Source organism: Streptococcus oricebi (assembly GCF_017883985.1).
Taxonomy (GTDB): Bacteria; Bacillota; Bacilli; order Lactobacillales; family Streptococcaceae; genus Streptococcus; species Streptococcus oricebi.
The window spans coordinates 1-1,065 of record NZ_PRDG01000012.1 but is presented as its reverse complement, the minus strand read 5'-3'; the positions used below and the strand labels follow the sequence as shown (position 1 = coordinate 1,065).

The window sequence follows — 1,065 nt, the reverse complement described above, 5'->3', positions numbered from 1 at the left end:
GATAAATTGCAAGAAAAAGTGCAACTTTTATTCAACCTCATCTAAAAGTGCCTCTAAAGCTGTTTTGTAGCCAAGACATTTGCGTGGTCGACTATTGATTGCATATAAGGCATCTGCTAAATCTTCCTCGCTAATAGTAGCCAAATCTGTTTTCTTAGGGAAATATTCTCTTAATAGGCCATTGCTGTTTTCGTTGGAACCTCTTTGCCAGGAGGAGTAGGCGTCCGCAAAGTAAAAACCAATATCTAGCTCTTCCACCAATGGATAGCAGGCAAATTCCTTTCCTCTATCAGACGTGAAGGTTTTGAGAAGTTCTTTTGGAAACAGTTGACGGAGTTTTTGAATAGCAGAAAACATAGAGCTAGCCGTTCGGTCAGGGATTTTGAAGGCTAGGTAAAAGCGTGTTTTTCTCTCGACAAAGGTCGCTAGGCAGCCCTTGCTTTTTCCACGGGATGAAACAACGGTATCTAACTCCCAGTGACCGACTGTTTGCCTTGTTTTAACCTCTTTTGGACGTTTAGAAATTGGCGTGCCAATCGTGAATTTCCCTCTTTTTTCTTGAGGTTCACGACTTTTCCCTTTTCTTCTAAGGACAGAGAGTGGGCAATCAAGCAGCCCCTGATAGAGCCAGTTATAGATTGTCTTAAAGCAAACCACGGGCTTTCCTTTCAGTCGATAGCGACCACAAACTTGTTCAGGGGACCAGGAAGCTTGTAAAGATTGCTCAATTTCATGCTTTAATTCTGGACTACAAGCGCTTTGTCTTCCCTTGGACTTAGCTAGGTGGTGATAGTGTTCTTGGGCTTTTTTAGCTGAATAGCCCCCTTCACAGCGCTTTATTTCTCTCGAAATAGTTGCTTTATGGACACCTAGCCTTTCAGCAATTTGAACTTGTTTGAGACCTAATTCTAGATAAGTCTCTATCTTAATTCGATCAGTTATGGTAAGATGGTAGTAACTCATAGATTCCTCTTTCGTGTGCTGATGGGTGTGGTTACTTACAGTTTACACGATTAGAGGAGTCTATGGGGATTTTTTGTTGCACTTTATTTTACAATCTATCAA

At 41.4% G+C, this 1,065-nt stretch carries 1 protein-coding gene; it reads right to left on the bottom strand.

All coding sequences use genetic code 11. The features are described from left to right. Positions 1 to 27: 27 nt before the first annotated feature. Positions 28 to 963, bottom strand: coding sequence for an IS30 family transposase (locus tag C4K46_RS10500; protein ID WP_209629204.1), 936 nt, complete (start codon positions 961 to 963; stop codon positions 28 to 30). Positions 964 to 1,065: the final 102 nt, after the last annotated feature.

Excerpts from the sequence above, each read along its gene's own strand:
- C4K46_RS10500 (WP_209629204.1), bottom strand. The coding sequence starts at position 963 with ATGAGTTACTACCATCTTACCATAACTGATCGAATTAAGATAGAGACT.